24 protein-coding genes and 1 pseudogene are annotated in these 21,394 nt (G+C 60.3%); 13 read left to right on the top strand and 12 right to left on the bottom strand.

The annotated features are described in order from the left end of the window. Positions 1-46: 46 nt before the first annotated feature. The 6 genes from DYL61_RS21230 to DYL61_RS21205 all read right to left on the bottom strand — a co-directional run bounded on the left by DYL61_RS21230 (position 47) and on the right by DYL61_RS21205 (position 4,239). Positions 47-1,225 carry an ATP-binding protein gene (locus DYL61_RS21230; protein WP_135309951.1) on the bottom strand — a complete coding sequence of 393 codons (1,179 nt, stop codon included), beginning with the start codon at positions 1,223-1,225 and terminating at the stop codon, positions 47-49. A gap of 97 nt (positions 1,226-1,322) precedes the next feature. Then, positions 1,323-1,595 carry a GIY-YIG nuclease family protein gene (locus tag DYL61_RS21225; protein ID WP_135309950.1) on the bottom strand — a complete coding sequence of 91 codons (273 nt, stop codon included), beginning with the start codon at positions 1,593-1,595 and terminating at the stop codon, positions 1,323-1,325. Next, positions 1,596-2,066 carry a nuclear transport factor 2 family protein gene (locus DYL61_RS21220; RefSeq protein ID WP_135309949.1) on the bottom strand — a complete coding sequence of 157 codons (471 nt, stop codon included), beginning with the start codon at positions 2,064-2,066 and terminating at the stop codon, positions 1,596-1,598. It lies immediately after the preceding gene. Positions 2,067-2,159: 93 nt separating this feature from the next. Then, entirely contained in the window at positions 2,160-2,795 is a 636-nt protein-coding gene (locus tag DYL61_RS21215; protein WP_135309948.1) for a response regulator, read from the bottom strand. Between the two features lie 200 nt (positions 2,796-2,995). After that, a complete protein-coding gene (locus DYL61_RS21210) occupies positions 2,996-3,808 on the bottom strand; it encodes a response regulator (protein WP_135309947.1) in 813 nt (270 codons plus the stop codon). Between the two features lie 113 nt (positions 3,809-3,921). Continuing rightward, complete coding sequence (locus DYL61_RS21205; protein WP_135309946.1) at positions 3,922-4,239, bottom strand: hypothetical protein; 318 nt, start codon at positions 4,237-4,239, stop codon at positions 3,922-3,924. Between the two features lie 2 nt (positions 4,240-4,241). Here DYL61_RS21205 and DYL61_RS21200 point away from each other — a divergent pair, with 2 nt between their 5' ends. The 10 genes from DYL61_RS21200 to DYL61_RS21155 all read left to right on the top strand — a co-directional run bounded on the left by DYL61_RS21200 (position 4,242) and on the right by DYL61_RS21155 (position 13,279). Then, positions 4,242-4,868 carry a DUF1120 domain-containing protein gene (locus DYL61_RS21200; RefSeq protein ID WP_135309945.1) on the top strand — a complete coding sequence of 209 codons (627 nt, stop codon included), beginning with the start codon at positions 4,242-4,244 and terminating at the stop codon, positions 4,866-4,868. Positions 4,869-4,902: 34 nt separating this feature from the next. Continuing rightward, a complete protein-coding gene (locus tag DYL61_RS21195; protein WP_135309944.1) occupies positions 4,903-5,532 on the top strand; it encodes a DUF1120 domain-containing protein in 630 nt (209 codons plus the stop codon). 30 nt (positions 5,533-5,562) lie between these two features. Further along, entirely contained in the window at positions 5,563-6,186 is a 624-nt protein-coding gene (locus tag DYL61_RS21190) for a DUF1120 domain-containing protein (RefSeq protein ID WP_135309943.1), read from the top strand. Between the two features lie 38 nt (positions 6,187-6,224). Then, a complete protein-coding gene (locus DYL61_RS21185; RefSeq protein WP_135309942.1) occupies positions 6,225-6,848 on the top strand; it encodes a DUF1120 domain-containing protein in 624 nt (207 codons plus the stop codon). A gap of 100 nt (positions 6,849-6,948) precedes the next feature. Beyond that, entirely contained in the window at positions 6,949-7,578 is a 630-nt protein-coding gene (locus DYL61_RS21180) for a DUF1120 domain-containing protein (protein ID WP_135309941.1), read from the top strand. 2 nt (positions 7,579-7,580) lie between these two features. Continuing rightward, positions 7,581-8,297 (top strand): fimbria/pilus chaperone family protein, encoded by a 717-nt coding sequence (locus DYL61_RS21175; protein ID WP_135309940.1) that lies wholly within the window; start codon positions 7,581-7,583, stop codon positions 8,295-8,297. A gap of 116 nt (positions 8,298-8,413) precedes the next feature. After that, the gene (locus DYL61_RS21170; RefSeq protein WP_135309939.1) at positions 8,414-10,864 is read left to right on the top strand and encodes a fimbria/pilus outer membrane usher protein; all 2,451 of its coding nucleotides are present in this window, start codon (positions 8,414-8,416) and stop codon (positions 10,862-10,864) included. Positions 10,865-10,875: 11 nt separating this feature from the next. Then, on the top strand, positions 10,876-12,000 hold the full coding sequence (locus DYL61_RS21165; RefSeq protein ID WP_135309938.1) for a DUF1120 domain-containing protein: 1,125 nt from the start codon (positions 10,876-10,878) through the stop codon (positions 11,998-12,000). Between the two features lie 10 nt (positions 12,001-12,010). Beyond that, complete coding sequence (locus DYL61_RS21160) at positions 12,011-12,634, top strand: DUF1120 domain-containing protein (protein WP_135309937.1); 624 nt, start codon at positions 12,011-12,013, stop codon at positions 12,632-12,634. A gap of 9 nt (positions 12,635-12,643) precedes the next feature. Next, a complete protein-coding gene (locus DYL61_RS21155) occupies positions 12,644-13,279 on the top strand; it encodes a DUF1120 domain-containing protein (protein WP_135309936.1) in 636 nt (211 codons plus the stop codon). Positions 13,280-13,282: 3 nt separating this feature from the next. Here the strand turns inward: DYL61_RS21155 and DYL61_RS21150 are convergent, their stop codons facing one another. Then, on the bottom strand, positions 13,283-14,536 hold the full coding sequence (locus DYL61_RS21150; protein ID WP_135309935.1) for a CynX/NimT family MFS transporter: 1,254 nt from the start codon (positions 14,534-14,536) through the stop codon (positions 13,283-13,285). Next, the gene (locus DYL61_RS21145) at positions 14,526-15,185 is read right to left on the bottom strand and encodes a FadR/GntR family transcriptional regulator (protein ID WP_135309934.1); all 660 of its coding nucleotides are present in this window, start codon (positions 15,183-15,185) and stop codon (positions 14,526-14,528) included. The genes DYL61_RS21150 and DYL61_RS21145 overlap by 11 nt, the downstream gene beginning before the upstream one ends. A gap of 172 nt (positions 15,186-15,357) precedes the next feature. On the opposite strand from DYL61_RS21145, the pseudogene DYL61_RS31635 reads away from it, so the two are divergent. Both DYL61_RS31635 and DYL61_RS21135 read left to right on the top strand, forming a co-directional pair. Next, positions 15,358-15,432 (top strand): annotated as a pseudogene (locus DYL61_RS31635) (type II toxin-antitoxin system MqsR family toxin); the annotation flags it as partial. After that, positions 15,429-15,923, top strand: coding sequence for a type II toxin-antitoxin system MqsA family antitoxin (locus DYL61_RS21135; RefSeq protein ID WP_135309933.1), 495 nt, complete (start codon positions 15,429-15,431; stop codon positions 15,921-15,923). The pseudogene DYL61_RS31635 and the gene DYL61_RS21135, both read left to right, overlap by 4 nt. A 242-nt stretch (positions 15,924-16,165) precedes the next feature. Here the strand turns inward: DYL61_RS21135 and DYL61_RS21130 are convergent, their stop codons facing one another. The 4 genes from DYL61_RS21130 to DYL61_RS21115 all read right to left on the bottom strand — a co-directional run bounded on the left by DYL61_RS21130 (position 16,166) and on the right by DYL61_RS21115 (position 20,335). Further along, positions 16,166-16,930 carry an amino acid ABC transporter ATP-binding protein gene (locus tag DYL61_RS21130; protein ID WP_003171943.1) on the bottom strand — a complete coding sequence of 255 codons (765 nt, stop codon included), beginning with the start codon at positions 16,928-16,930 and terminating at the stop codon, positions 16,166-16,168. An 11-nt stretch (positions 16,931-16,941) separates the two neighbouring features. Next, positions 16,942-18,039 carry an amino acid ABC transporter permease gene (locus tag DYL61_RS21125; protein ID WP_105696065.1) on the bottom strand — a complete coding sequence of 366 codons (1,098 nt, stop codon included), beginning with the start codon at positions 18,037-18,039 and terminating at the stop codon, positions 16,942-16,944. Positions 18,040-18,049: 10 nt separating this feature from the next. Further along, positions 18,050-19,231, bottom strand: coding sequence for an amino acid ABC transporter permease (locus tag DYL61_RS21120; RefSeq protein WP_135309932.1), 1,182 nt, complete (start codon positions 19,229-19,231; stop codon positions 18,050-18,052). A gap of 72 nt (positions 19,232-19,303) precedes the next feature. Next, positions 19,304-20,335, bottom strand: coding sequence for an amino acid ABC transporter substrate-binding protein (locus DYL61_RS21115; RefSeq protein WP_135309931.1), 1,032 nt, complete (start codon positions 20,333-20,335; stop codon positions 19,304-19,306). A gap of 347 nt (positions 20,336-20,682) precedes the next feature. Here DYL61_RS21115 and DYL61_RS21110 point away from each other — a divergent pair, with 347 nt between their 5' ends. Continuing rightward, on the top strand, positions 20,683-21,339 hold the full coding sequence (locus DYL61_RS21110) for an alpha/beta hydrolase (RefSeq protein ID WP_135309930.1): 657 nt from the start codon (positions 20,683-20,685) through the stop codon (positions 21,337-21,339). Positions 21,340-21,394: the final 55 nt, after the last annotated feature.

Raw genomic sequence — 21,394 nt, 5'->3', positions numbered from 1 at the left:
AGCCTGCAACGTCCCCAAGGGGGGCGATGGGAACTTATCAGTCAAATCAATGAGCCAAAGGATCACCTTGTCGCTGCATGTATTCTGCAAACAGCGGCACCGTAAAATCCAGATAACCGTGGTCAGTGCTGTAGATCATTCCCTTGGCGATGATCTTTGCTCGGGTTGGCCCCAATGATGATTGGGGGCGCCCCATTCCCTTCGCGATATCAGCCATCGCGTAGGGACCGTCCCCCAGATCCGACATGGCTTTCACGAACTGAACCTCAGCCTTGGTCAGCCGATCCAGGCGAACCCTGAAAAAACCGGCATCGAGTGTTGCAAGGGTCTCAGCGTAAGACTGGTTGACATCATCCAGTGTGATTTCGGGACCCTCGGCGTTGTTCCAGGCAATGGAGGCCCATTCTTGCAGGAAAAATGGGTAGCCCCGTGTCCGCTCGACGATCGCGCTCAAGGCGTCGCCAGTAATGGACGCCTCCTCCTCCTGCACTGGTTTTTCTACTGCTTGCGCCGCATCAAGCGCGTCGAGCGCCCCCACTCCTGGGTAAAGAAAGAGGCGCTCCGCATACGACTTTGCTTCTCCGGCAAGACGAGCGACCTGCGGAAGCCCCGCACCGACCAGAAGAATCGGTAGCCCTTCCTGGGACATGCGATGAATAGAAACAATCAGTGCCGAAAGATCCGCGTCTGAAAGGTATTGCACTTCATCTATAAGAAGAATCCAGCCTTTGCCGGCAGCTTGTGCAGCTTTACCGATTACGGTGAATAAGTCAGGAAGGTCGTACTGGAGATCGCCGCTGTCAGCCAAACCTGGTTCAGGCTCAACGGCAACTTCAACTCCTGCGACTTCAATTTTGAAAATAGCTGCAAACCCTCGAAGCGCCTGCAGGCCTCGAACGGCTGTCTGCTTTGCCGCAGCCACGCTCGACAGCGAGCGCATCACCTTGCGCATTTCGGGATAAAGCAGGCGGGCAAGGCTTTCGTTCTCTGGGGCCTCCACTTTAGAGACCAGAAGGCCTTCATGCTCGGCGACCCGGCCAATCTCGTTCAGCAGTACCGTTTTCCCTGTGCCCCGCAGCCCCAGTAGCAGCATTGAACGGGCATTGCGCCCCAGGATGGCACGGCCGCAGGCGACCCTTGCATTTTCGAGGATCTTGTCACGACCCGCGATTTCTGGAGGGCGACTGCCTGCACCTGGCGCAAAAGGATTACGGTAAGGATCCATTGAAACATCCATCAGTACGAATATCTACCGAACAATACTTAAAGCTATCAATTTTTGGTAGATATCAGTATCAATTGGTAGCACATAAGATGATGAGTCAAATTTGTGAGCCATTCGCCGCCAGGCACTCCTTGGCACTCTTCCTCAATTTCTTGATCAAGCGCTCCTGGCGCAATGCCTCGCCCTTGCTTGCGCACTGCTCGGTATACACCAGCGCCACCGCCGGGCTGGACAGGAAAAACCGTGCGCCCTTGCCGCTCTGGTGAGTTGCAAAACGACGCACCGGGTCATTGCTGATGCCGCAGTACAACGAGCCATTGGCCGCGCGTACCAGGTAGACGAACCAGGGCTTGGGGTCGGGCGTGTTCACTCAGCGACTGGCCTGGAAGGCCTTCAAACCCCGCAGGGCCTGGGTGCGCACAGCGTTTTTCACCACGGGCGTCCAGCCCAGCAACAGGCCCTTGGTGCCCAATGCCTGACGCGACCAGCGCCACAGGTCGAAACTGTCGTGGTGCTCGCTGATCTTGCCATCGCGAAACACGAAGCGCGCCTGGATATCGTTGACCACGGTGTTACCGGTGGCGCTGAACAAGTAAGTCGCCACCCAATGCGCACTGCCACTGAGTTCATCGCTGCGTACGCTATCGAAGGTCAGGGAGAAGTCCTTGGCGCGGGTGGTGAGCATGCGCCACATATCACCCGCATCACGCCCATGCAGTTCGCCAAACGCGGGGTCACTGAACACCACATCATCGGTGTAGCAAGCCGCCATGGCTTCGGCGTCCAGGCGCTGGAACGCTTGATAGAACCGGGTAATCAGGGCGTCGTGGGCATCACTCATGGGCAGGCTCCGCAATCCATTGGGTCAATAGGCCTGCACGATAATCCTCAGCGACGCATTACGCCATGGTCATTCACCCTGAAAATATCCTTTCTAGGGCACCATCCCGTTTTCCCGCGCATAGGCAAACAAATCAACATCGGTGGATATGCATAGACGGTGCATGGCCGTACTCTTTTGCTTGCTGATCGTCGAAATGCTGCGATTTACCCGAGCGGCAATCTGGCTGACGGTCAACCCGCTGGCCAACATCCGTACCACTTCGCGTTCCTTGCCGGAAAGTTGCGGCGTCTGGGTCGCCTGGGTGACAGCGGCCAAGTCCAATTGCAACTTCAAACATTCACTGACAAACGGCTTGCCCTGCATCACGGTCTTGAGCGCTTGAGGCAACTCCCGGGCCGAGGCACTCTTGGCCACAATCGCCTTTGCCCCATGGGAAAACGCAGCGCGCAAAGTCGCCACGTTGGCAAACATGGTGACCAGGATCACCGGCACCTTGGGGTACTGGCGATGCAGTAGACCCAACAGGCTAAAGCCATCGGCCTGCTGGCCACCGGGCATCGCGAAATCCGTGACGATCACATCGCACGGGGTAGTGGCAAGCAATGCCAGCAGTTGGTCCGGACCGTTGGCCTCACCCACCACGCTGTAATTGCCTGAGCCCTCAATCACCACTTTTTGCCCGACACGAACAATCGGATGATCGTCAGCAATAATCACGCGCAACATTGTTTTATCCATGATGGCAATTTGAGTCCCCGCAAAATACCTCGTGAAGTTCAGAGCAACAACTGGCAATAAATAGCCTAATTGCGCAGTTCCCCTTTATTTCAGGAGCCGGGAACTTACACCTACAAAATAAAAAGAAAATACATACAGAAAAGTACTACATATCAACAGAGTAAATTCCTACAAATACCCGGCTTACTTCAAAGATCAGCCAAGCGTTGCAAGTAACGCTCGATATCTTGCTGGAACTGTTCCAACTCCCAGGCGTTGATCACGACCCCTGCCCGGTTTACTCGCGCGATCAACTCAATCGCTCGCGGCTCCAGGTCCGTTGCGCCGAGAAAGGCCAGGCTACCGACCAGGCGATGCAGACGCTGGGTAGTCACCAGTGCGTCCAGACGGGCCCGAGCCTGGGTCAATTCGGTCAGGTCGATATAAGCCTCCTGTAGCAAGTTGAACAGCATGGGTTCCACCACATCCCACGAACCGAAGGCTTCAATAAGCCGTGTGCGGGTGGCCTGTTTTTGCTTCCAGCGCACCGGCACATAGGGATGACCGGTGCGGTACGCCGGCAGGGCCAGCCAGTACAGCAATACTTCACGCAACTGCATCAAGCCCAGCGGCTTGACCAACCAGGCGTCCATGCCGCACGCCCTGCACAGACGCACATCCTCAAGCGCAAGGTGGGCGCTCAACGCAATGATCGGGATAGGGGCACTGCCGGCGTGTTGTTCTCGCTGGCGAATTTCACGCGTCAGTTCGTACCCATCCATCACCGGCATACGACAATCACTGATCACCAGATCAAAGCGCTGAACGCTCATTGCATGGAGGGCTTGTTGGCCGTTGGCGTACACATCGTGACGCATGCCGAGCTTCTCCAGCATGGCCCCCAGTAGCAGTCGGTACAGGCGGTGATCGTCGACCACCAATACCCTGAGGTGGTGCCAGTCAACGGAGGAATGCGCACCCGCCCCCCCAGTCGGAGCGCGGTCGGAAGAGTTGCCCGGCATAACAACCTCATGCAGAGCGATCAGCTCATCAGGTTGCCACCCGAAGGTACGGCGTCGCCTGAAAGGTGTCGCCCGGCAGGACAACGGCACTCGAACTTTTCGCGAAGAAACAGCTATAGCTCCAAATGAATAGGGAGCAGCGAATTCAAGCGTGAAAAAGTATCCGAATAACCACGTTCAAGCGATACAACAACTACGACAACGGGCTTTTTTTCGTCGGCAAAACGCACTTTTCCAACTCTTGCGCAGCCCCTCGGCGCGCGCGCCGGAATGTCGTATTTGTTGCATTCCCCAAGCCCGAGCCCGCCGCTAAATTCGCCACCGTTCCAGGCACATAGAAGGCGCGACCGGTCAGTTCCAACACTTACAAGCCTGACCGGCCAGCGCACTGCCTGGGCAATGCCTGCTTGCACATTTTTCCCGAGGAACATTGATGAACGTCCCCTTTATAGCCTGCGCGACCGCTTGCCTTATCGTCTGTACTTCCAGCGTACAGGCGGCCAGCAGTATCGACCTGAGCGTCACCGGCACGATCACCCCAAGCGCTTGCACCCCCAGCCTGAGCGGCAGTGGACGGGTGGATTACGGCAAGATCCCGGCCAAGGATCTGTCGGTCGACCGGCCCACCGAACTCCCTGAGGCCACACTCAAACTGAGTGTGAATTGCGACGCCGAGACCTTGTTTGCCCTGCACGGTCGTGACAACCGCCGAGGCTCGTCAATCTATTCATCCCTGTCCGAATACTACGGCCTCGGGCTGATCAATGGAGACCAGAAGCTGGGAGCCTATCGGATCGGCGTGTACAACCCGGTCGCGGACACCGCCGTATACCCCCTGTTCTCCTTCGACTATGGCAAGACCTGGCTGGTCAACTCATCCGGCAGCTTTATGGGCCATGAATACTGGAATGCGTTTGGCCTCACCCCCACACCGATCGCGTTGAAGAACGTCACCGTCGACCTGCGCATAGCCACCGACATTGCACCTGCCAAAACCCTGACCCTCACCGAGGAAGTACCGCTGGACGGCAGCACCACGCTGGACGTGGTGTACCTCTGACACCCCTTTCCCCACTCCAAAAGGACTTGTGCCCATGGATAGACACACCCGCGCCTCTCTGGCCTTGCTGCTCGCGGCCAGCGCACCCGGCGCCTTCGCCGCCAGCAGCACGGATTTGAGCATCACTGGCGCCATCACCCCCAGCGCTTGCGAAACACTTCTGTCGAACGGCGGCGTGGTGGACCACGGCAAGTTGACCGCACGGGACCTTGACCCCGTGCTGCCTACCCGCCTGGCCACGGGCGTCATGCAACTGGAAGTGCATTGCGAGGGCGCCACGCTATTCACCCTGACCACGGTGGACAACCGGGCGGGTACAGCCGCCATCAACCCACGCTCGATGCACGGCCTGGGCATGGTCAATGACGACCAGAAACTCGGTGCCGTGTCATTCGGTGTATTTGAAGCTGTAGCCGATAACGACCCGGTACAACCCATCATGTCCCGCGACGGCGGCACCACCTGGGGGCCTTCCTCCTACCTGGGGCACGCAGCGCAGACCGCGTTCTCCAACAGTGGCAGCATTCCCTATGCGCCCATTGCCCTGCAAGACCTTACCGCGCGCCTGCACGCCTTCACCGTGATTGCGCCGGCAGGCGACCTGAGCCTGTTGGATGAACTGCCCATCGACGGTCACGCCACGCTGCAATTGAAGTACTGGTAAACCCACCCTTTTTTCTCCTGGAGTTCCATCATGAATAAACGCCTGTCCCCCCTCATCGCCAGCCTGCTATTGACCACCAGTGCCGGTGCATTCGCCGCGTCCAGCGTCGACCTGACCGTCGTGGGCCTGATCACCCCGAGCGCCTGCGAGCCCACCCTGTCCAATGGCGGCGCGGTGGACTACGGCAAGATTTCCGCCAAGGACCTGGACCCCGTCCAAGCCACACCCCTCACGCCACAAACCGTGCAAATGACCGTCACCTGCGACGCGGCAACCCTGATGGCCCTGGAGGCCAAGGACAACCGCGAAGGCTCTGACTACAACAATGATTCGTCCGAGTTCGGCCTGGGCCTGATCAATGGCACCGAAAAGCTCGGCGCCATGACCTTGACCCTGCAAACCCCAGTGGCCGACGGCGTGTCGACGCGCACCATCGGCTCCGAAGACGGGGGCTCTACCTGGGTGCTCGAGAACAACCTGACACGCACCAACATCCTCTCGGTCGCCGACGCCAGCACCGTCGCCCCCATGCCCGTGGAGCTGCTGACCACTGCGCTGGAAGTTGCCCCGAAAATCGCCCCCACCAGCCAGCTCACCCTGAACAACGAAGTGGCCATCGACGGTTCCGTGACCGTGACGGTTCGCTACTTGTAATCCCAACCTCCCTTTTCCCTGAAGGATCTGACCCAACCATGAAACGTTTATCGCAATGCCTGTTGCCTGCCCTGCTACTGACCGCCACCGCCAACGCATTTGCGGCGTCCAGTGTCGACCTGAGTGTGACCGGCCTGATCACCCCAAGCGCCTGCACTCCGGCCCTGATAGGCGGCGGAGCAATCGACTACGGCAAAATCTCCGCCAAAGACCTGACGGCCGATGGCTACACCCCACTTGGCATACGCACCATCCCGTTCACTATCACCTGCGAAGCCAAGACGTTGATCGGCTTTCGGGGTACGGACAACCGTGCCGGTTCAGACCCTGATGGCGATGGCCGTATGTACGGCCTGGGTATCGTCAATGACACAGAAAAGCTCGGCGATTACGGCCTGCGTTTGAATAACCTCACGGCCGATGGTGAGTCGATGCGCGTGATCGCATCATCGAACAACGGTTCGACCTGGCAAGCTTTTGCTGTCATGCGGCCCAACTATTTGATGTCGGTAGCCGACAGCACGACGATCGCACCTGTTGCCCTTCAGGCACTGAGTGGAGATATCGATATCGACGCCTACATCGCCCCCGCCAACGGCCTCACGTTGGACAAAGAGTTGACGATGGATGGCTCGGCCACCTTGACCGTGCGCTACCTGTAAATCCGGGAGCGGCGAGCCACTCGCCGCTCGTTCCAACCCATTTGCGTGGATGCATTACTCAGGTGATGCCCTCGAAAACCCAGGCACCTTGTGACCCCCCATGAAGACTGCGACTTCCGGCCTGCTCGCCTTGCTTTACCTGTTCAGCACCAGCCAATCGGCATGGGCGTCATCCAGCACCGTGCTCAATGTTACGGGGCTGATCACGCCCAGCGCGTGCGAGGTCACGTTGTCGGATAACGGCATCGTCGATCACGGCAGGGTCCCGGCGCGCAGCCTCAATCAATACGAGTTCAGCGCATTGCCCATGCGGCCGCTGGACCTGAGCGTGAGCTGCAATGAGCCCGTGCTGTTTGTGCTGGTTGGCGTCGATAACCGGGCGCCGTCATCCCTGGGACCGGGGTTCTATTACGGGTTGGGAAACAACATCCACGCACCGAAGGAACGCCTGGGCACTGTCTCCCTGGCTTTTCGCAACGTCATGGCCGACGGTGGGCCGGCACTGGTGCTGGCTTCCAGCAATCAGGGCCAGACCTGGTTCCCCGAAGTCAATGCCTACCCCGATAACTTCATGGGCTTTGCCAAGCCCGGCACCCTGGTGCCGGAACCCCATCGCCTGCTCAACGCCACCCTGCAAATCAACACGTCGATCAATGCCGCCGCGGTCCTGACCCTCAATCAGGAAGTGCCGCTGGACGGTTCCATCGTGCTCGACCTCAGGTATATGTAGCCATGCAAACCTTCCCTGGTTTTCCTTTTCCAACCCTGCGCCTGTACCTCGGCGCACTGGCACTGATACTCAGCCAGCACACCCTGGCTGACGGTATGGTGCCGGACACTTCGGTGGTCATCGTCAACGAGGCCGACGGCGAAGCTTCGGTGTCCGTGACCAACACCGATAGCAAGCTGGCCTTGTTGCACGTCACCCTGGAAGACATTCCCGAAGACACCGCCTCACTGCTGTTTGTCACCCCTCCCCTGTCCCGGGTCGAACCGTCCAAGAGCCAATTGGTACGCTTTATCCTGCAATCCCCCGCCCCCCTGACCACCCAACGGTTGAAACGGGTAATTTTCGAAGGTATGCCCCAGGGCCGCTCGGAAGCCCAGGCCGGGCATGCACGGGTCGGAGTGACCGTGCGCCAGAACCTGCCGGTGATTATCCATCCCAAGGGCCTGGCCCCTAACCGTACGCCATGGGAAGGCTTGGTCTGGAGCCTGAAAAAAAACCAGTTGAAGGTACATAATCCAACCCCTTATGTGGTGCGCCTGGCCCAGGAACTGCGACTGCTGCCGGGTGAAGGTTCAGCGCTGCTGCCGCGCACCTACGTACTGCCAGGGGAAACCCTCAATGTGACACCCAGCATCACCACGGCAACCACGGTGCAGCTGCAACCTGCCACCGTGTATGGCTTTGCCGTAGCGCCCTACGTCGCACCGCTCAACCTATAAGAACAGGCGCCGGTCACACCGCGCCAACCCTCAAATAGAGAAGTGGCCTCATTGAAGGCCACCCGGAAGCCCCGCCGCAGTGCGGCCAACACGCTTCCATCATTGGGAACGACCTTGTGAGCACAGTAATGACTGACCGCGACGGCGAAGCCGTGCCTGGCGTTTCACTGCGCCATGCCTTTCTGGCAGGGCTGGCGATGACCCTTGGCACCCTATGGCCCTTCGGCGAACCCTCGGCCGAGGAGGCAACAAAACCCGGCTCGTTCGACCCGCAAACCCTGGCCCAGCGTGGAATCGACCCCGCGCTGGCCCACTTGCTGCTGGACGCCCCCCACTTTCCCCCAGGTCGACACGCGGTGAACCTCAGCGTCAACGGCCAGCGCCGGGGCCGGGTGGACGTCGCGTTTGATCGCGAGGGCGCCTTGTGCTTTGACCGATCCCTGCTGGACACCGGCAACCTGGTGATGCCAGGCACGGATGCGCCCTGCCAGGACTTCCTGGCTACCTATCCACAGACCGTGGTCGAGCAAGACCCCGCCGCCCTCAACCTCGCCCTGATCGTCCCCAGCGAAGCGATACGCCCGGCGGTACAGGACGTGTCCGGCTACCAGAGCGGCGGCATCGCCGGCCTGCTCAACTACGACCTGACGGGCTTGCACAACGAGTACGCAGACGGCAGCAACCGCTTCGGCTCAGCCAACACCGAGGTCGGGTTCAACGCCGGTGACTGGATCGTGCGCAGCCGGCAGGTGCAAACCTGGCAAGACAAGGTTTCGCGCACCACCCATCTGGATGCCTATGCCCAGCGCACCTTCGCCGAGCAACAAGCGGTGTTCCAGGCGGGGCAGATCAACCTGTACAACCCGGTGCTGGCCGGTACGCAAATCACCGGCGCCCAGGTGCTGAACGAAACCGCCCTGCAGGACCAGAACCAAGGCGCGACCATCACGGGGATCGCCAACAGCCCGGCACAGGTCGAAGTCCGGCAGAACGGTGCGCTGATCCACTCCACAGTCGTCCCTTCCGGGCCTTTTTCCCTGACCGATGTCAAGCGTCTGAACAGCCGCTCCGACGTGGAAGTCACCGTCAGGGAAACCACTGGCGAAGAGCGGCGTTTTACCGTACCGGCCGCCATGCTGGGGCTCGGGTTGCCGGCGCCGGGATACTCCGTGGCGGCGGGCCAGGTGCGCAAGATCGGTGAGAGTGATGGCGCCGAGCCCTGGGTGGTCAGCGCCGGATGGAGCGGTGCGTTGCACACCCGAGTCAGCGTAGGTGCGGGCGGACTGATCGCCGACGAATACCGCGCGGCCGGCATGAACCTGGGCTGGCTGCCCCGTCCGGACAGCCAGGTGCAGTTTGGCTTCCAGGGCGCCCAGGCTACGCGAGTGGGCAACGAACAAGGGGTGCAGACCGACCTGTCCTGGTCCCAGCGCCTTGGCGACAACTGGGCGATCACCACCGCCGCGTCCTGGCGATCATTGGGCTACCGTGACCTGGATGAGTCCACTTACGCCGTCTACACCCGTGAGCAGGAGCGCTCGCGCTACCGCGACCAGCAAAGCCTCACGGCCTCGTGGGCCAGTCCCCGGCTGGGCGCCTTCAGCGCCGGCATTTCACGCTCGGCCTCGTATGCCGGTTTCAGCAGCAGCCGGGCGCTGGCGTCGTGGGGCACGTCATTTGGCGCGGTGTCGGTTTCCGCCAATGCCGAATGGCAAGTGGGTGGCCGTCAGCAAAGCGACGACAGCGTCTACCTGAACATCAGCCTGCCCCTGGGTGAGAACCGCCGTGGCCGTGCCTGGGCCCGCAATACCGGCGGTGAGCACCGCCTTGGGGTGGGCATGAGTGAGCAGGTCAATGATCAGTTGGCCTACCGCGTAGGTGTGGAGCGCGACAGCCGCGACCGCGAAGTGGAATCGTCCGTGGGTGTGTCGGCGTTGCCCTATTACAGCCAGCTGGATTTCAACTACACCCGCTCCGACGCCGATCGTTCCAGCTACCAGGGCGGCGCCCGTGGCGGTGTGGTGGTGCATGGCGATGGCGTGACGTTTTCACCGTATCCGGTTCGCGACACCTTTGCAGTGATGCAAGTCGGCGATATGGCGGGGATCAAGGTCTCGACGCCCAGCGGCCCGGTGTGGACCGACTGGCAAGGCCAGGCGGTGGCGCCACAGCTGACGGCCTACGGTCGTAGCCCGGTTGAGGTGCAAACCCGTTCACTGCCGCGCAACGCCGACATCAGCAACGGCATGGCCGTACTGACGGTCGGGCGAGGCAGCGTCGACAAGGTGCAATTCGGCGTCACCATGACCCGTCGCGCCCTGTTGAGCGTGACCACCGACGATGGCCAACCGTTACCACGGGGCGCGGCAGTGAGCACCGAGAGCGGCGAGTTCATCACCTTGGTTCAGGAAGGCAGTCAAGTCTTCCTGTCCAACGTGCTCGACACCCGCCCACTGTGGATCAAGGCGCCTGGCCAGCCACGCTGCCGACTGAGCTTCAACCTGCCACAAACCGGTGATCCGGATCTGTATTACGAAAGCGCACCAGCCCGGTGCTTGAAGCCATGAGGATAACCATCATGAAACCTGCCTTATTCTCACTGGGCCTTGCACTGCTGGGCACCCACGCGTGGGGCGCCGATGAATGCCAGCTCAACCTCAGCGAATCGCGCCTGGACTTCGGCCTGATGAACCGCGCCGTGGCGCTCGTTCCCAGCTCGGAACGGCTGCTGGGGGAGCGCCGTTTGACCCTCACGCTCAACTGTCCCGAGCAGGCCGACCTGAGTATTTTTTATCGAGGGTTGGCGGCGAGCGCACAACGCTTTCGCTTCACCGAACGTGGCAGCTATGGCTTGCAGGTGCGCGATGCCGTGCTCGATGGCCAGGCCGTGGAGTTGGGTTTGTTACCCGGCGCGGGCCAATCGCCGGTGATGACTGCCGCCACGCTGCCCTGGCGCCCGGAGCACGGCATTGGGCCGATGCGTAGCGGTACAGCGGTCAAGGGCCGCAGCCTGTCAGTGCAGATCGATGCCAGCGCCTGGGCCTCCGAACAGGCATCAAACGTGCGAGATGCCGTGACCTGGGAAACCAGCGGGCTGTTCGATGCCATCGGCACCGGCCGCTCGCGGGAATTGAACCTGCTCGCCCGCTTCGCCCCGGCGGCGTGCACGCCGAGCCTGTCCAATGGCGGGAATGTGGACCTGGGCAAACTGTCGGTCATTGATTTGAGTCAGCACCAGGAAACCACCCTGCTACCACGCCAGGTAGTACTGAGCGTCACGTGCGACGCCCCGACGGCCTTTGCCCTGCGCATGCAGGACAACCGCCAGGGCTCGGCAACCGGTGGTGCGGACGACACCGTCTATGGCCTGGGGCTGGATGCCAGGCAACAAAAGATCGGGCGCTACCGGCTGATCTTCGACCCGGCACGGATCACGGCAGACAGCCTCATGCAGGTCTATCGCACCGACTCCGCCACCGGTGGCGCGCCGTGGAACAGTGCCAGTGCCAGCCCGATGGCGGTCGCCGCCAACCGCTACCTGGGTTTCAGCGCAAACGCCGGCAGCATCAGCGGCCCCAGCGCCATTCAAAACCTCAGCGCCACGCTGAACCTGGAAGCGGTACTGGCCCCCCTGGGTTCGCTGGACCTGGGCAGTGAGGTGCGGCTCGACGGTTCGGGCACCCTCGAAATCAATTACCTTTGAGAACACTTCGATGACAAAGCTACTGACCCTGCTTGCCCTGCTGGCAAGCGTCCCCTGCGCCCAAGCCGCGTCCAGCGTCGACCTGAGCGTCAGCGGAAAGATCACGCCCAGCGCCTGCGAACCGAGTCTGTCCAATGGCGGTGTGTATGACCTGGGCAAGATTGCCGCCAAGGAACTGAACGCCGATCAACCCACCGCGCTTCCCGTCCACAACCTGCAACTGACGCTCACCTGCGCAGGATCGACCCTGGTGGCCTTGAAGCCCTCGGATAACCGTTCTGGCTCCCATTTCGATAATGAGACTGTGCACAAATTCGGCCTTGGGTTGGTCAATGGCAATGAAAAGCTTGGCAGCATGGCATTGAATCTCCAGTCAATCATGGCCGATGGCGCCGAGATGCGCGCCATCAGTTCCGTGGGAACGACGTCTTGGGGCCCCTCCTCGATTTTGTCAGCCGCCTTTCTCTCCTCGTTCACCTTTAACTGGAGCACGCCCAACCTGGCCCCGGATCCGATCCAGCATCTGAGCGCGCAGGTGCAGATCACACCACGAATCGCCCCTGCCAACACACTTACCCTGACCAAAGAAGTGCCCATCGACGGTTCGGTCACCCTCGAAATCAACTATCTCTAGGAGCGTTCCATGAAAAATGCACTGATTGTTCTGGCTTTTCTTTCTGGCGCCGCCCAAGCCGCCTCCACTGTTGAGCTCACCGTCACGGGCCTGATCACGCCCATGGCCTGCACACCGGTGCTGTCCGGCGGCGGATTGGTGGACTTCGGCAAGATCTCCCAGAAAGACCTCAACCAGGCCACCGGCACGCGGTTGCCCCTCAAGTACCTGACGCTGACAGTGAGCTGCAATGCCGCTGGCCGTTACGCCTTGCGCATGCGCGACAACCGCGACGGCACGGCCCACGTGAACAGCGAGATCTATTACGGCCTTGGGCTGGACCACAGCGGCAACAAGCTCGGCGTGTACTCGGTGAGTTTCGACCCCAAGCAGACCGTGGTGGATGACTTGCCGCAGATCTACGGCACCGAGTCCACCACCGGCGGTGTGGCGTGGCGCACCTCCAACACCAACCCCATTGATGTCGGCTCACGCAGCCTGCTGGGGTTTACCGATGTGATCGGCAGCGTGGCCGGCCCTTCGGCGATCCAGAACCTGACCAGTACCTTGAAGCTGGAAGCGGTGATCAACGCCAAGCAGAACCTGGACTTGAGCACCGACACGCCGATGGATGGCTCCGCCACCCTGGAAGTGGTGTACCTCTAATCCTCACACCTTCTCGCTGCGCACATCCACGTACATCGCCCGGCCTGCCCCCAGGCCGGCCACGATGGCGCCCACGCCAAGTACCGCAAAAATCCAGCCCACGGCAGCCCAGCCGCCGCTCCAATCGTGCACCAGGCCCACGGCGAATGGCCCCATGGACGCCAGCGTGTAACCAATGCCTTGGGCCATGCTCGACAAGTTGGCGGCCACATGGGAATCCCGCGAGCGCAGCACGATCAACGTCAGCGCGAGGCTGAACGTTCCGCCCTGCCCCAACCCCAGCAAAATCGCCCAGCCCCACAGGCCGTCGAGCGGTGCATACAGGCAGCCGAACAGACCGCCCAAGGTCAGCACCATCACCACCACGATCGCCAGGCGCTGGTCCTTGCCACGAGTGGCCAGCCACGGCGCGACGAGTGAGCTGGCCAACTGCACGATGATCGAACCGGACAGCACCAACCCCGCCTCGGTGGCACTCAGGCCACGGCCGATCAGGATCGACGGCATCCAGCCAAACACGATGTACGCCAGGGACGATTGCAGGCCCATGTACAGGGTCACCTGCCAGGCCAATCGGTCGCGCAATAAGCCCTTCACCCGGTAGGCGACCTGATGGGCGCCCTGTTTCTGCCCGACTTGCGGTAACCAAAACAACGCCGCCACCAGCGCCGGCACAATCCAGAAGCCCAGGCCGATGCTCCAGCTGTCCCCAAAGTACCGGCTCAGTGGCACCGTGGCGCCGGCTGCCAACGCCGCGCCCAGGCACAGCGCCATGGTGTAGACGCCAGTCATGGTGCCCGCTTGTCTGGCGAAGTCGCGCTTGACGATGCCCGGCAGCAAGACGCCGATGATGCCGATACTGGCGCCGGCCAACAGGCTGCCAGCAAACAATCCGACTTCACCGAAAGAACTGCGCAAGACGATGCCTGCCGCCAGCGTCAGCAGAATGCCCAGCACCACGCGTTCGGCACCAAAACGCCGTGCCAGGATCGGTGCGGTCGGCGCAAACAGGCCCAGGCACAGCACCGGTAATGTCGTCAGCAAGCCGGCCTTGGCCGCCGACAAACCCAGGCTGTTGGACACTTCGCTGAGCAAGGGCGACATGCTCGACAGCGCCGGGCGCAGGTTCAGCGCCACTAGGATCAGTCCCAACAGCAACAGCCACGGGCGACTCACAGCAGGCGGCGTGTGTTGCACCACCTCGTCGTCGGCTTCGGCGTCGATCAACAGTTCTTCAAGCTTGGTTTCAGGGTTCATTGATCAACTGCCGGCAGAGGGATTTGGCGCGTTCCGGGTCTTGGTTTTCGACCGCGTCGAGCAGGGCGACATGCAGGTCGAACACTGCCTGGCGCCGAGGCGAGATGTTCAACGTCTGGCGTAACTGGGCGCCGACGATGGCGGAGAAGTACTGGTACAGCTCGCTCAGCGCCGGGTTGTGCGCGGCGTCCACCAGGCGCTTGTGGAAGATCAGGTCGGCGTTGATATACGCCTCCAGATCGCCGTGATAAAGCGCGGCGCTGGCGTCCAGCGCTTCGCGTAAATCCTTGAGGTCGTCTTCGGTACGGCGCAACGCCGCAAGGCTGATCGCCTCCACTTCCAGAATCTGCCGCGTCTCCTGCGCCTGCTCCAGCGTGCAGTGGGACAACGCCCGCATCGTGCCGAGCGGGTCGGTCATCGAGCGCAAATAACTGCCGTCGCCCTGGCGGATCTCGATCAACCCGGAAAACGCCAGCACGCGCATGGCTTCGCGCACAGTATTGCGGCTGATGCCCAGCTCGGCCGACAGCTCGGGCTCGGTGGGTAAACGCTCGCCAATGGCCCATACGCCTTGGCTGATGCGCTCGCGCAGTTGCTCCAGAGCCTGGTCCACCAGGGAGCGTTTGATCAGAGGGGCGATGTCTGTCATGGGTTTAGCACTTTCGTCCAATCATAGGATGAATTTTCCTACAGCCTATTCGGAGCTGCCTACAAAGGCAACGCACTAGGGTTCTTGGGCAGGAAAAGGAGCAGTATTTTCGATTGGTAAAATTACCCTCTGAGGGTAATTATTGAACTCGGGTGTCTTATGGAAAAGTAGGGAGATTTACATCAAGGTCACTTACCGCACAGACGGTAGACCGCCGGTGATCTCCTTCAAGGAGAAAAACCTATGAAAACGAAAGAGCTGTGCTACATCTGCGGGGCTCCCGATGCATTGAGCTATTACGAGGGCCGCAGCGAAACAATCAAAGTCAAAGGGATGGAGCGTCGGATCGACAATCTTTCAGGCTGGGAGTGTGAGGTATGTGGTGACGGATTCTGGGATCCAGAAAACGACAGTGCGGACCGCTACGGCGAGGCAAAGGATGAACTGACCCTCGCTTTCCGACAAATGATCGGCGCCGAGATGAAACGTATCCGCCGCAAACTGCACCTGACGCAAAAAGAAGCCGTCGAACTGCTATCCGGTGGCGGCCACAACGCCTTCTCTCGCTATGAGCGTGGCGAGTTGCTGGCGCCCAAAACCCTGGTGCTGCTGATGCGTTTGCTGGACCGTCACCCGCATTTGCTGGCTGACGCAAAAGTGTTGGCCGAGGGTGCGGATATGCGTGGCGCCTTCACCTACACCAAGCACGATAAGGCTGAATCGCTCAAAACGTCCTAGCCCCAAAAAAATAAACCCGGCTCCAAGCCTAATGCCAGTCAGTTAAGAAGTCGGAAGGGCAAAAGGTGACCTGTGGCGAGGGAGCTTGCTCCCGCTGGGGCGCGAAGCGGCCCCGCTCTTTGTTTAAAAGAATGGGACTGCTGCGCAGTCCAGCGGGAGCAAGCTCCCTCGCCACAGGTACAGTGTTTGCCTTAACTGACTGGCATTAGGCACTAGGCCGGGTTTATTTATTCAAGCTCCGATCAATGCAAAATCTGGCTCAAGAACAACTTGGTCCGATCATTCTGCGGATTGTCGAAGAAGTCATTCGGTGCTGCCTGTTCCACGATCTCGCCCTTGTCCATAAAGATCACGCGGTTGGCCACGGTGCGCGCAAAGCCCATTTCGTGGGTCACGCACAACATGGTCATGCCGTCTTCGGCCAGGCCGATCATGGTGTCGAGCACTTCCTTCACCATTTCCGGGTCGAGGGCCGAGGTCGGCTCGTCGAACAGCATGATTTTCGGCTTCATGCACAACGCACGGGCAATCGCCACACGCTGTTGCTGGCCGCCGGACAGTTGCCCCGGAAACTTGTGAGCCTGCTCCGGAATACGCACGCGCTCCAGGTAGTGCATGGCGATTTCCTCGGCCTTGCGCTTGGGCATCTTGCGCACCCACATCGGCGCCAGCGTGCAGTTTTGCAGGATGGTCAGGTGCGGGAACAGGTTGAAGTGCTGGAACACCATGCCGACTTCGCGGCGGATCGCTTCGATCTGCTTGAGGTCGTTGGTCAGCTCCACGCCATCCACCACGATGCGGCCCTGCTGGTGTTCTTCCAGGCGATTGAGGCAGCGGATGGTGGTGGACTTGCCAGAACCCGACGGGCCGCACAGCACGATGCGCTCGCCCTGCTTGACGTTGAGGTTGATGTCTTTCAACACGTGGAACTGGCCGTACCACTTGTTGACGCCCTGCATCTGGATAATGCCTTCAGGGCTCACAGGCTGTTTGATCGCTTCGCTCATAACATCAACTCCTAACGCTTGTGGCCTGTGTCGAGCTTGTGTTCCAAATGAATGGAATAGCGCGACATACCAAAACAGAAAATCCAGAACACCAGGGCGGCGAACACGTAGCCTTCGGTGGCCATGCCCAACCATTTCGGGTCGGCGGCGGCTTGCTTGACGCTGTTGAGCAGGTCGAACAGGCCGATGATGATCACCAGGCTCGTGTCCTTGAACAACGCGATAAACGTGTTGACGATGCCCGGGATCACCAGCTTCAAGGCTTGCGGCAGAATCACCAGGCCCATGCTGCGCCAGTAACCCAGGCCCATCGCCGCGGCCGCTTCGTACTGCCCCTTGGGAATCGCCTGCAAGCCACCGCGCACCACCTCGGCCACATAGGCCGACTGGAACAGAATCACGCCAATCAGCGCCCGCAGCAATTTGTCGATGCCCATGCCTTCGGGCAGGAACAGCGGCAGCATCACCGAAGACATGAACAGCACGGTGATCAACGGCACGCCGCGCCAGAACTCGATGAAGGTCACACAGACCACACGAATCGCCGGCATGTTCGAGCGCCGACCCAGCGCCAGCACAATGCCCAGCGGCAAGGCGCCGGCGATGCCGACGGTGGCGATCACCAGGGTCAGCATCAAGCCGCCCCATTGGCTGGTGGCCACGTTGGTCAGGCCGAAGACCCCGCCGTGCAGCAGGCAGTAGGCAATGATCGGGTACAGCACCAAAAAGCTCAGGCCATAGATCGCCTTGCGCTGGAAGCGCGAGATGAACAACGGCGCCACGCCGACGATGGCCAGCCACACGGTCAGGTCCACGCGCCAGCGTTGGTCGCCGGGGTAGTAGCCGTACATGAATTGCCCGAAGCGCTGTTGGATAAACACCCAGCAGGCGCCCTCCTTGGTGCAATCGGCGCGGGTGGTCCCTACCCAGTTGGCGTCGAGGATCGCCCAATGCAGGATCGGCGGCACGACGAGGTAGATCAGGTAAAACGCCAACAGCGTCAGCAGGGTATTGAGCCAGCTAGAAAACAGGTTGGCGCGCATCCATGCCATCGGCCCGAACACTTTGCTCGGCGGCGGCATATCAGGTTTGAACGTATGCGTACTCATGGGCGTTTCCTCACCGCTCGATCAGCGCAATGCGCTTGTTGTACCAGTTCATCAGCAGGGAAATGCTGATGCTGATCGCCAGGTACACGCTCATGGTGATGGCAATGACTTCGATGGCCTGGCCGGTCTGGTTGAGCACCGTGCCGGCGAACAGCGAAACCATTTCCGGGTAACCGATACCGGCGGCCAACGACGAGTTTTTCGCCAGGTTCAGGTATTGGCTGGTCAGCGGCGGAATGATCACCCGCAGCGCCTGCGGGATGATGACCTTGCGCAGCGTCGGCCCTGGGCGCAGGCCCAGTGAGCGTGCGGCTTCGGTCTGGCCGTGGCTGACGGACTTGATGCCCGAACGCACGATCTCGGCAATGAACGCCGCCGTGTACACGGTCAGCGCCAGGGTCAGTGCCAGCAGTTCAGGGATGAGTACCCAGCCGCCGACAAAGTTGAAGCCCTTAAGCTCGGGCATTTCCCAATGCAACGGCGCGCCGAAGATCAGGGTGCACAACGCCGGAATCACGATGAACAGCGCCAGGCCCACCCAGAACTTGTGGAACGGCTCGCCGGTCGCCTCGAAACGCTTGTTGGCCCAACGCGCCATCAGCACGATCGCCACAATGGCAACCACGATGCTGACCACGAACGGCCAGAACCCGTCAGCGGCAATCGCGGCCGGCATGTTCAGGCCACGGCTGCTGACAAAGAACGTGTCGTTGAAGTTGTGGCTGTTACGTGGCCCCGGCATGGTCAGGAACACCGCGAAGTACCAGAACAGAATCTGCAACAGCGGCGGAATGTTGCGGAATACTTCCACATACACCGTCGCCAGTTTGTTGATCATCCAGTTCGGCGACAGCCGCGCCACGCCGATGATGAAGCCCAGCACGGTCGCCAGGATCACCCCGATAAAGGTCACCAATAAAGTGTTGAGCAAACCGATCACAAACACCCGGGCATAACTGTCCGATTCGGTGTAGTCGATCAAATGCTGCGCGATGCCGAAGCCGGCACTGCGTTCAAGAAAGTCGAAACCCGAGGTAATGCCCCGGTGTTGAAGGTTGGTCTGGGTATTGTCGAAGAGGTACCAGCCCAGCGAGACCACCGCCACAATCGTGATGATCTGGAAGAGCCACGCACGCACTTTGGGGTCGCTGAAGCTGAGCTTCTGCTTGGGTGCGCCGATTTGAGTTTGCATGAAGTGCCCCGGAAAGAATGGAACAGAACATCACCCGGCGGTTGGCCCACCGGGTGACAGAACCATCAGCGATCAGCGCACAGGCGGTGCGTATTGAATGCCGCCGTTGTTCCACAGCGCGTTCAGGCCACGGTCGATTTCCAGCGGAGTGCTCTTGCCGAGGTTGCGCTCGAAGATCTCACCGTAGTTGCCGACTTGCTTGACGATCTGTACGACCCAGTCTTTCTTCACTTTCAGGTCTTTGCCGAATTCGCCGTCAGCACCCAGCAGACGCGCGACGTCCGGGTTCTTGGTGGACTTGGCTTCAGCTTCTACGTTCTTCGAAGTGATACCGGCTTCTTCAGCGTTGAGCAGGGCGTAGCCTACCCAGCGCACAATGGCCAGCCACTCGTCGTCGCCGTTACGCACGACCGGGCCCAGTGGCTCCTTGGAAATGGTTTCCGGCAGAACCACGTAGTCCTTCGGCGCGGCCAGCTTGCTGCGCTGGGCGAACAGTTGGGACTTGTCGGAGGTCAGCACGTCGCAACGACCCGACTCCAGCGACTTGGCGCTTTCGTCGGAGGTGTCGAAGGTGATCGGGGTGTATTTCAGGTTATTGGCGCGGAAGTAGTCGGAAACGTTCAGCTCGGTGGTAGTACCGGCCTGGATGCAGATGGTTGCACCGTCCAGTTCCTTGGCACTTTTTACGCCCAGCTTTTGGTTTACCAGGAAGCCGATGCCGTCGTAGTAAGTGATGAAGCCCGGGAATTTCAGGCCCATGCCGGCGTCACGGGAGCTGGTCATGGTGGTGTTGCGGGAGAGGATGTCGACTTCGCCCGATTGCAGCGCGGTGAAACGCTCCTTGGCGTTCAACTGGCTGAATTTGACCTTGGTCGCGTCGCCGAACACGGCAGCGGCTACAGCGCGGCACACGTCAGCGTCGATCCCGAGGATCTTGCCGCTGGCATCCGGCACCGAGAAACCCGGCAGGCCGTCACTCACGCCACATTGCACAAAGCCTTTCTTCTGCACGGCATCCAGGGTGGCGCCGGCTTGGGCGAAACCGCTGACACCCAATACAGCCGCCGCAGTCACGATGGCCAGGGTGGATTTCAATACCTTCATTCAAACCTCCAGTTGCTCTTGTTGTGTCGGAGCTCCAACCCCTGCGCACCCTTTTGAGGCGATATCGACCCGTGTTGGCTTTTTTTAGGGTCAAGCAGCATGAGGCTTTCGCCGTAATTGCAGCGGCTATCCCAGAAGCGGCAGTCACTGATAGTGTTACCGCTTGCAGAGATAGTTCTGACATCGTTCAACACATAGCAAGGCGCGTACCAGAGTGACGACTGAGTCGTTTCAGCTCACTATCCAGCGCAAAAGATTCAACCTTGCGACATTCTCTTAACAGATCAACCTGTCGCGCACCGTTCCGACGCACTTAATCGGAGCGCCCGCACATAGATGGAGCAGACATGACCGAACCCTTGATTCTTCAGCCCGCCAAGCCCGCAGACGCCTGCGTAATCTGGTTGCATGGCCTGGGTGCCGATCGCTACGACTTCCTGCCGGTGGCCGAAGCGCTGCAAGAAAGCCTGCTGACCACGCGCTTCGTTTTGCCCCAGGCGCCGACTCGTCCAGTAACGATCAACGGCGGCTACGAGATGCCCAGTTGGTACGACATCAAGGCCATGAGCCCGGCCCGTTCCATCAGCCTGGAAGAGTTGGAAATCTCGGCCAAGACCGTCACGGATTTGATCGAAGCGCAAAAAAGAACCGGAATAGACGCTTCGCGAATTTTTCTCGCCGGTTTTTCCCAAGGCGGCGCCGTGGTGTTCCACACCGCGTTTTTGAATTGGGAAGGTCCATTGGGTGGCGTGATCGCCCTCTCCACCTATGCACCGACCTTCAGCGATGAGCTGGAATTGTCCGCCAGCCAGCAGCGTATTCCAGCCCTGTGCCTGCACGGCCAGTACGATGAAGTGGTGCAAAACGCCATGGGCCGTAGCGCCTACGAGCATTTGAAGAACCGTGGTGTCACCGTGACATGGCAGGAATACCCAATGGGCCACGAAGTGTTACCCGAGGAGATTCGCGATATCGGCACCTGGTTGGCCGCTCGCCTGGGTTGAAAACCCGCGTTTATGTAGCCGTATGACAGACGCACTACGCCGCGCCCGATTCTTG

Source organism: Pseudomonas nabeulensis, from assembly GCF_004682045.1.
In the GTDB taxonomy this organism is placed as follows: Bacteria; Pseudomonadota; Gammaproteobacteria; order Pseudomonadales; family Pseudomonadaceae; genus Aquipseudomonas; species Aquipseudomonas nabeulensis.
This window is presented reverse-complemented; position numbering and strand designations above follow the sequence as displayed.

Excerpts from the sequence above, each read along its gene's own strand:
- DYL61_RS21230 (WP_135309951.1), bottom strand. The coding sequence starts at position 1,225 with ATGGATCCTTACCGTAATCCTTTTGCGCCAGGTGCAGGCAGTCGCCCT.
- DYL61_RS21220 (WP_135309949.1), bottom strand. The coding sequence starts at position 2,066 with ATGAGTGATGCCCACGACGCCCTGATTACCCGGTTCTATCAAGCGTTC.
- DYL61_RS21215 (WP_135309948.1), bottom strand. The coding sequence starts at position 2,795 with ATGTTGCGCGTGATTATTGCTGACGATCATCCGATTGTTCGTGTCGGG.
- DYL61_RS21210 (WP_135309947.1), bottom strand. The coding sequence starts at position 3,808 with ATGCCGGGCAACTCTTCCGACCGCGCTCCGACTGGGGGGGCGGGTGCG.
- DYL61_RS21205 (WP_135309946.1), bottom strand. The coding sequence starts at position 4,239 with ATGTTCCTCGGGAAAAATGTGCAAGCAGGCATTGCCCAGGCAGTGCGC.
- DYL61_RS21200 (WP_135309945.1), top strand. The coding sequence starts at position 4,242 with ATGAACGTCCCCTTTATAGCCTGCGCGACCGCTTGCCTTATCGTCTGT.
- DYL61_RS21195 (WP_135309944.1), top strand. The coding sequence starts at position 4,903 with ATGGATAGACACACCCGCGCCTCTCTGGCCTTGCTGCTCGCGGCCAGC.
- DYL61_RS21190 (WP_135309943.1), top strand. The coding sequence starts at position 5,563 with ATGAATAAACGCCTGTCCCCCCTCATCGCCAGCCTGCTATTGACCACC.
- DYL61_RS21185 (WP_135309942.1), top strand. The coding sequence starts at position 6,225 with ATGAAACGTTTATCGCAATGCCTGTTGCCTGCCCTGCTACTGACCGCC.
- DYL61_RS21180 (WP_135309941.1), top strand. The coding sequence starts at position 6,949 with ATGAAGACTGCGACTTCCGGCCTGCTCGCCTTGCTTTACCTGTTCAGC.
- DYL61_RS21175 (WP_135309940.1), top strand. The coding sequence starts at position 7,581 with ATGCAAACCTTCCCTGGTTTTCCTTTTCCAACCCTGCGCCTGTACCTC.
- DYL61_RS21165 (WP_135309938.1), top strand. The coding sequence starts at position 10,876 with ATGAAACCTGCCTTATTCTCACTGGGCCTTGCACTGCTGGGCACCCAC.
- DYL61_RS21160 (WP_135309937.1), top strand. The coding sequence starts at position 12,011 with ATGACAAAGCTACTGACCCTGCTTGCCCTGCTGGCAAGCGTCCCCTGC.
- DYL61_RS21155 (WP_135309936.1), top strand. The coding sequence starts at position 12,644 with ATGAAAAATGCACTGATTGTTCTGGCTTTTCTTTCTGGCGCCGCCCAA.
- DYL61_RS21150 (WP_135309935.1), bottom strand. The coding sequence starts at position 14,536 with ATGAACCCTGAAACCAAGCTTGAAGAACTGTTGATCGACGCCGAAGCC.
- DYL61_RS21145 (WP_135309934.1), bottom strand. The coding sequence starts at position 15,185 with ATGACAGACATCGCCCCTCTGATCAAACGCTCCCTGGTGGACCAGGCT.
- DYL61_RS21135 (WP_135309933.1), top strand. The coding sequence starts at position 15,429 with ATGAAAACGAAAGAGCTGTGCTACATCTGCGGGGCTCCCGATGCATTG.
- DYL61_RS21130 (WP_003171943.1), bottom strand. The coding sequence starts at position 16,930 with ATGAGCGAAGCGATCAAACAGCCTGTGAGCCCTGAAGGCATTATCCAG.
- DYL61_RS21125 (WP_105696065.1), bottom strand. The coding sequence starts at position 18,039 with ATGAGTACGCATACGTTCAAACCTGATATGCCGCCGCCGAGCAAAGTG.
- DYL61_RS21120 (WP_135309932.1), bottom strand. The coding sequence starts at position 19,231 with ATGCAAACTCAAATCGGCGCACCCAAGCAGAAGCTCAGCTTCAGCGAC.
- DYL61_RS21115 (WP_135309931.1), bottom strand. The coding sequence starts at position 20,335 with ATGAAGGTATTGAAATCCACCCTGGCCATCGTGACTGCGGCGGCTGTA.
- DYL61_RS21110 (WP_135309930.1), top strand. The coding sequence starts at position 20,683 with ATGACCGAACCCTTGATTCTTCAGCCCGCCAAGCCCGCAGACGCCTGC.